This is a genomic window from Brachybacterium sp. AOP42-C2-15 (assembly GCF_052377065.1).
Taxonomy (GTDB): Bacteria; Actinomycetota; Actinomycetes; order Actinomycetales; family Dermabacteraceae; genus Brachybacterium.
This window is the reverse complement of the sequence record NZ_JBQSWK010000012.1, coordinates 113667-120409: the sequence shown is the minus strand read 5'-3', so window position 1 is coordinate 120409 and position 6743 is coordinate 113667. Positions and strand designations below refer to the sequence as shown.

Annotated in this window: 5 protein-coding genes and 1 tRNA gene; 2 read left to right on the top strand and 4 right to left on the bottom strand. The window is 66.5% G+C overall.

Annotation, left to right across the window (positions count from 1 at the left end; genetic code table 11):
- The first annotated feature begins 170 nt into the window (after window positions 1-170).
- On the top strand, window positions 171-773 hold the full coding sequence (locus tag ACT3SQ_RS08920; protein WP_441446006.1) for a DUF1349 domain-containing protein: 603 nt from the start codon (window positions 171-173) through the stop codon (window positions 771-773).
- 410 nt (window positions 774-1183) lie between these two features.
- On the opposite strand, the gene ACT3SQ_RS08915 is transcribed toward ACT3SQ_RS08920, so the two are convergent.
- Both ACT3SQ_RS08915 and ACT3SQ_RS08910 read right to left on the bottom strand, forming a co-directional pair.
- Window positions 1184-1257: transfer RNA gene (locus ACT3SQ_RS08915), tRNA-Met, on the bottom strand.
- A 172-nt stretch (window positions 1258-1429) separates the two neighbouring features.
- A complete protein-coding gene (locus ACT3SQ_RS08910) occupies window positions 1430-4534 on the bottom strand; it encodes a UPF0182 family membrane protein (RefSeq protein WP_441446005.1) in 3105 nt (1034 codons plus the stop codon).
- Window positions 4535-4690: 156 nt separating this feature from the next.
- Between ACT3SQ_RS08910 and ACT3SQ_RS08905 the strand changes: the two genes are divergently transcribed.
- Window positions 4691-5224: a PPA1309 family protein gene (locus tag ACT3SQ_RS08905; RefSeq protein ID WP_441446004.1), complete on the top strand. Its 534-nt coding sequence runs from the start codon at window positions 4691-4693 to the stop codon at window positions 5222-5224.
- Window positions 5225-5243: 19 nt separating this feature from the next.
- Here ACT3SQ_RS08905 and ACT3SQ_RS08900 read toward each other — a convergent pair whose 3' ends face one another.
- Both ACT3SQ_RS08900 and ACT3SQ_RS08895 read right to left on the bottom strand, forming a co-directional pair.
- Window positions 5244-5753 carry a single-stranded DNA-binding protein gene (locus ACT3SQ_RS08900; protein ID WP_441446003.1) on the bottom strand — a complete coding sequence of 170 codons (510 nt, stop codon included), beginning with the start codon at window positions 5751-5753 and terminating at the stop codon, window positions 5244-5246.
- A 326-nt stretch (window positions 5754-6079) separates the two neighbouring features.
- Complete coding sequence (locus ACT3SQ_RS08895) at window positions 6080-6709, bottom strand: superoxide dismutase (protein WP_444502098.1); 630 nt, start codon at window positions 6707-6709, stop codon at window positions 6080-6082.
- Between the last annotated feature and the right edge of the window lie 34 nt (window positions 6710-6743).

The window sequence follows — 6743 nt, the reverse complement described above, 5'->3', positions numbered from 1 at the left end:
CGATAACGATGCCGAAGGCGATGCCGATGCCGATGCCGATAGCGATGCCGCCGAACACCCCACCGTAGACTCGCCTTCGACCGCTTGCGCGTCCGATGCCGATCCCGGCTCACGACTGTTCCGCCCCGGATGACTCGTAGGAGTCCCGGACGACTCGTAGGAGTTCTGTGATGTCTGCCCTCACCCTGCCCGCGCTCCCGTTCCCGCTCGAACCGTCGCGGGTGCCATGGGAAGTTGTCGGAGAGGACGAGCTGCGGGCCACCTCCGAGGCCAGAACCGACATCTTCATCGCGCCGTTCCCCGGCGCGGAGCCCACGCTCAATGCGGGGACGCTGTTCGGTACAGCGCCGGAGGGCGACTTCCAGCTCAGCGCACGGGTCACGGTCGGCTTCCACTCGAAGTTCGATGCCGGGGTGCTGATGCTCTGGCACGACGAGGAGCACTGGGCGAAGCTGTGCTTCGAGGCCGCCCCGGACGGCAGCACGACCGTGGTGTCGGTGGTCAACCGCAAGGTCTCCGATGACGCGAACGCGATGATCGTCGAGGGCGAGCAGGTGTGGTTGCGGATCAGCCGGATCGATGGCATCTACGCGTTCCACAGCTCGTTCGACGGTCTGCGGTGGGACATGGTGCGTCTCTTCGCCCTCGACTCCCCCGCTTCTCTGCAGATCGGCTTCGAAGTGCAGTCGCCGACCGGCGAGGGCTGCGACGTCGTCTTCGACCAGATCTCTTTCACCGCAACGCGCCTGGAGGATCAGCGCGACGGCTCCTGAGCGCGCCCGGCAACATGCAGCCAGGTCTCTGAGCCGGCCGGGGCTTGCTGAGGCCCGCTGCAGCGTCCTCAGCGCGACGGGCCCCGGGCTCCGCACCTCCTGCGTCTATCGAGCCGCAGAGCATCGCCCAGCCTCTGCCTGGGGGTGGCCGTGACGAGGTGCTGATCGGCGAGGTGCGAAGGGTCCAAGTCCTCGTGCCGAACGGACTCTGCCAGGCCGAGCTGCGTCTGCAGAGCCGAACCCATCTGCTCTCACCGCACTTGGCCGCTCGTCGCCCCGGTCGACACCGAGAGCCTGGCCTGGGTCAGCCGGTGGACAGGAAGGTCAGACCGTGCGAAGGCGGTCCCCGCGATCGAGCATAAAACTAGGGCCCCTGATCAGCATTTCTGCTGGCCAGGGGCCCTATCTCGTAGCGGGGGCAGGATTTGAACCTACGACCTCCGGGTTATGAGCCCGGCGAGCTACCGAACTGCTCCACCCCGCGTCGACATGTGTAACTCTACGACCCCCTCGCCCCCACGTCCAACCGAGAGTGGTCGAACGTGTGCCATGACACGTTCATAGGCCGTTCACCTGCCTGGACGCCGGAACGCCCGGCCGGATCCGGCGTGGGCCGGCGCCGGTCGGGCGTCCTGGGAGGGATGGTCAGCGACGGATCAGCCGCCCCCGCCATCGGAGGGCTGGGCCGGCACTCCGGTGCCGCCGAGCTCCTTGTTCGCCTCGATCGCACGGTTCAGCGCATCACTGAGACGTGTCTGCGCGTCGCCATAGGCGGCCCAGTTCCCACTGGCCATCGCAGTCTCGGCATCCGTGACCGCGGTGTCCATATCCGTGAGGGCTTGGTCCAGGCGCTCCTGAGCGGTCCCGGCAGCGGGCGGCGGGGCCTGCTGCCCTTCCTCACCCTCGGCCGGAGCCTGCTCGCCCTCATCGACAGTGCCGTCACCCGTCTCGGTGTCAGCAGTGCCGGAGGGTGCGTCAGGGTCGACGACCTCGGCATCACCGGCGTCGGCGCCCGAGTCACCGCCGAAGACGAGGTCCAGCGCCTCGTCGAGCGTCGGCGCGAAGCCGATCTTCTCGCCGAAGGAGACCAGCACCATCTGCAGCAACGGGTACTGGGTACCGCCGCCGGTCTGCGAGGACTGCAGATAGACGGGCTGCACGTAGAGCAGGCCGCCGCCCACCGGGAGGGTGAGCAGGTTGCCGTTGATGACCTCGGAGTTTCCGGACTTCAGCAGGTTCAGCGCCTGGGAGACGTTCGGCTCCGCGTTGAAGGTGGCCTGCACCTGGCCAGGGCCGTTGACCGGGTTCGAGGCCGGCAGCACGAGCAGCGTCATGTCACCGAAGCTGTCGGCGGGGTTCCCTTCGGCGTTCCCGGTCTCCGAGTCCACGGCGAGATAGCCCGTGAGCACGTTCTGGCCGTCGGAGGGGATGAAGCTCGAGGAGAGCATGAACCGCGGGTTCTCCGCGTCAGGCATCTGCATCGTGAGGTACATCGGCGGCTGCGGGGCCTGCTGGCCCGTGGTGCCATCGGTGTTGGTCGGCGCCGGGACGGTGGGATCCGGCGGCACCTGCCAGAAGTCCTGCTGGGTGAAGAAGTCATCCGCGTCGGTGACGTGGTACGTCGACAGGATCTCGCGCTGGGACTTGAAGTAGTCCGCGGGATAGCGCAGGTGCGACATCAGATCGCCGCTGATCTCGGAGGCCGGGCGCAGCGCCTCCGGGAACACCTCAGCCCAGGCCTTCAGGATCGGGTCCTCGGTGTCCCACGTGTAGAGGGTCACCGAGCCGTCGAAGGCGTTCACGACCGCCTTGACGGAGTTGCGCATGTAATTCGCCGAGCGTTCACGGTTGGCGGCCGTGTTGTTCGGATTGGTCTGGGAGTCGTTGACCGTCTGGTCCAGATCCACAGACTGGGCGTACGGATATTCCGTGGTGGTGGTGTAGCCGTCGACCACCCACACCAGCTGATCATCGACCACGGCCGGATACATCTCGGAGTCCAGCGAGAGGAACGGTGCGACCTCACGGACCCGATGCTGAGGGTCGCGGTCATAGAGGATCTGTGACTCCTCGTTGAGGTAGTTGGAGATCAGAATGTTGGGATCGCGGAACTTGATCGCGTACAGCAGCTGGTTGAAGAAGCTGCCCACCGCGGGCCCACCATCACCCTGGAAGGTGTTGTAGACCTGGTCCCCGCCCTCCTCGTCATCGGTGCTGCCACGCTGGTAGTCGAACTCCTCGGGCTCGCTGCCCTCAGGAGCGCCGACGACCGAATAGTCCGGGGAATGGCGACCGAAGTAGACGCGCTCCTCGTGCTCGCTGAACGCGCCGCTGCCCGGCACGCCGGACTGCAGGAAGCTCGGCTCGCCATCGGCGTTGCGACGGTTGCCGTAGGCGGCGGCGGTGCCGTAGCCGTGGGTGTAGATGACGTGCTGATCCACCCAGGAACGATCGGCGAGACCGAACTTGTCCGGCCGCAGCTCACGAACGCCGATCACGGTGTCCTGCAGCTCGCCGTCGATCTCGTAACGGTCCACGCTGAGCACCTCGTCGAAGCCCCAGTACTGGCGGTTCGCCTCACGCTGCTCGAAGGTCGGCGAGATGATGTTGGGATCCATCAGTCGGATCTGCGCGGTGGTCGAAGCATCCTCACGCAGCGCCCCCGGCTCAGCATCGGTAGTGGCCGTGTACGGGACCTCGTTGACATCGTCGAGGTTGAACGCGGTGCGAGTGGCGTCGATGTTGTTCTGGATGTAGGGCTGCTCGAGCGCACGCTCGTTGGGCTGGACCTGGAACTGTTGGATGGCCCACGGGTAGAGGTTCCCGACCACCAAGGTGGAGAGGATCATCAGGCCCGCGCCGATCGCGGGGATGCGCCAGTCGGAGCGGAAGATCCACACCACGAACATCGCCGCCACCACGATCGAGGCGATCGCGAGGATGGTCTGCGCGGGCAGGATGGCGTTGTGGTCCGCGTAGGAGGCGCCTTCGAAGCGTGTATGGACGGCAGTGAGCAGGTCATAGCGCTGGAACCAGTGGCCAGCGCCGAGCAGCAGCACATAGATCGTGGCCAGCACTCCGAGATGCCGCCGTGCGGACCGGGTGACCTCGAGCCCGCTGTCCTGACCCCAGCTGACGCCGCCATAGATGAAGTGACCGATCACGGCGCCGACGATCGAGACCAGCAGCACGAACTGCCCGAAGGAGATCAGCATGTCGATGAGTGGCAAGGTGAAGACGTAGAACGAGATGTCATTCTCGAAGATCGGATCGACCTGGCCGAAGTCCTGGGGGTGCAGGAAAAGCTGCACGTCCTTCCAGCCCCGTGACAGAGCCAGCCCGCCGAAGGCACCGATCACGACCGGAGCACCGTAGGTGAGCCCACGGCGCAGCGGATCCACGGCGGCGCGGAACTGCTCGAGCGCCTCCTGCTCACGAGTGACCGGCGGGTACACGGGACGCCTGGTGTAGGCCATGCGCAGGCTGAGGAACAGCGGGACTGCGAACACGATGAAGCCGACCAGGAACAGGAGCGCCTGGGTGATCCAGCGGGTCATGAGCACATCGGTGAACTCGAGCTGGTCCATCCAGAGGTACTTGGTCCAGATCTCGGAGGCGAGGACCAGCAGGACGATCAGCAGCGCGAGGATGCCGATGGTGATCGCCAGCGGCGAGATCCGCCGGGGACCACCAGAGCTCGCGTCAGGGGCCGGTCGTGGGCGCGGCCGTGGCATGTCGCCGAACGGGGCGGAGAAACTCACAGATAACCTCAGGTGCCTCGGTGCCGGAGCCCGTGATCACATCGCCTGCTGGGCAGGGGACGAGACTCCGGTATCCGGGTACAGTGTGGTGCCGCCGCGAGACGCGACGGTCCACCCATTCTGTCAGGCCGAACCTGTGAGGGACCTCTCGATCCGATGACGACTCCGGCCCCGGACCCACTCGACGCCTCCACCGCCGCGCTTGCCGCTGCGGTTCTCGAGGTCGCCCGCCATGTGGAGGGCAGCGTTCTGCCCGCACCACGCCTGTTCGCCCTGGCCCGCAGCGCGGAGCTGATGGCAGCCTCCCCGTCGCTCGCCGCGCTGCTCGGCGCGGCAGACGGCGAAGCCGGCGCCCCCGACGATCTCCATCTCACGCCGATCGATCTCGACGACGGCTCCCCCACCGCGGCTGATCCGCTCGCCGTGCTCGAGTCGGCGCAGTGGCCGGAGCTGGCTGCGGGCGGGGCGATCGTCTGCGACCTCGCACCGTCCGCGTGGAGCGCCCGCGATGACGAGAAGGACCAGAAGCTGCCCAGCGGCAGCTCCTTGCGAGTGGTCGTGGCTGCGCTGGCCGACGGCACCACCTGGTCTGCGGTGCAGCGCAGCGACAAGGACGACTACGTCCTCGGCGCCGCGCTGCTGCCGGAGATCTCCCAGGCTCTCGTCCAGACCCTGCAGGCCGCCGACTGAGACCGGTGGTGAGTCGAGCTCAGAAGACCGACGCATAGGAGTCGTCGTTCGACCCCTCCTCCACGGTCGTCGCCTCGTCGTCTCCGGTCGATGTGTCAGCCTCGACTGCCGTTCCCGCGGGCAGGACCTCCCCGGTGTTCGGATCCATATCGGGCACATCCACCGACCGCAGAGGGCGGGCGAAGCTGGTGCTGCCGAAGGTGAGGTCGTGGCCGATTGCCTCTGCCTGGATGTTCAGAGAGTGGCGGGCGGTGTTGTCCTCACCGGTCCACTCGGAGGTGTTCAGCCGGCCGGTGACGATGAGCGGCTGACCCTTGCGCACCGAGGCGAGCAGGTTGCGCGCCAGCTGTTTCCGAGCGAACACGGTGACGAATTCGGTCTTGCGGTCGGTGAAGTCCTGCGCGGACGAGTTGTAGTAACGCCCGGTGACCGCGACCCGCACCTTGGCGGTGACGGATCCGTCGTCCTGCGGATGTGAGGTGGGGTCGGCGGTGGCGTTGCCCATGATGGTGGTCTGGATATCCCGCATGGCGGTGTCCTTCCTCAGGTACCGGGACTTTCCCGGCCTCGGCTCCCTGCCGATGCCCTCAGCGTCGCGGTCGCGCCCCGTCGCTTCCAGTGCAGAGCGATTCCTGTGGACGAAGCGGCTCTGTGGAGGAACGGTCGGGCGGGAGTGAGGTGCGGACAGCGCAGCGGCCGGCCCCTCCGTGGAGGGACCGGCCGCTGTCATCCCGGACACGGGCCGGTGACGGCCCGCGCAACGAGGTGGATCAGACGCTGAATCGGATCCGGCACTGAGTCGGATCCGACGCCGAGCCGGATCAGGCGCTGGTGCTGATCATGCGCCGGAGCAGGTCAGGCCTTGGGGATGACCAGGCCGGAGGCGTTGCTCGTCGCGTTCTCGAACCGCGCCTGAACATCGGCCCAGTTCACGATGTTCCAGACCGCCTTGACGTAGTCAGCCTTCACGTTCTGGTAGTCCAGGTAGAAGGCGTGCTCCCACATATCGAGCTGGAACAGCGGGATCGTTGCGACCGGCACACCGTTCTGCTGATCGTAGAACTGCTCGATCACGAGGTTCCCGCCGAGCGGCTCGTATGCCAGCACAGCCCACCCCGAGCCCTGGATGCCCAGCGCCGCCGCGGTGAAGTGCGCACGGAACGCATCGAACGAGCCGAAGAACTCATCGATCGCCTGCGCGAGCTCACCGGTGGGCTTGTCGCCACCCTCGGGCGAGAGGTTCTTCCAGAAGATCGAGTGGTTCGTGTGACCACCGAGGTTGAACGCGAGGTCCTTCGAGAACTGGTTCACGGTCCCGAAATCATTCGCCTCGCGAGCCGCGGCAAGCTTCTCCAGCGCCGTGTTCGCGCCCTTGACGTAGGTCGCGTGGTGCTTGGAGTGGTGCAGCTCCATGATCCTGCCCGAAATCGAGGGATCCAGCGCGCCGTAGTCGTAATCGAGATCAGGAAGCGTGTACTCCGCCATGTGGATCATCCCTTCGTCGTGTGGTGCGCGGGGC

Excerpts from the sequence above, each read along its gene's own strand:
- ACT3SQ_RS08920 (WP_441446006.1), top strand. The coding sequence starts at position 171 with ATGTCTGCCCTCACCCTGCCCGCGCTCCCGTTCCCGCTCGAACCGTCG.
- ACT3SQ_RS08905 (WP_441446004.1), top strand. The coding sequence starts at position 4,691 with ATGACGACTCCGGCCCCGGACCCACTCGACGCCTCCACCGCCGCGCTT.
- ACT3SQ_RS08900 (WP_441446003.1), bottom strand. The coding sequence starts at position 5,753 with ATGCGGGATATCCAGACCACCATCATGGGCAACGCCACCGCCGACCCC.
- ACT3SQ_RS08895 (WP_444502098.1), bottom strand. The coding sequence starts at position 6,709 with ATGGCGGAGTACACGCTTCCTGATCTCGATTACGACTACGGCGCGCTG.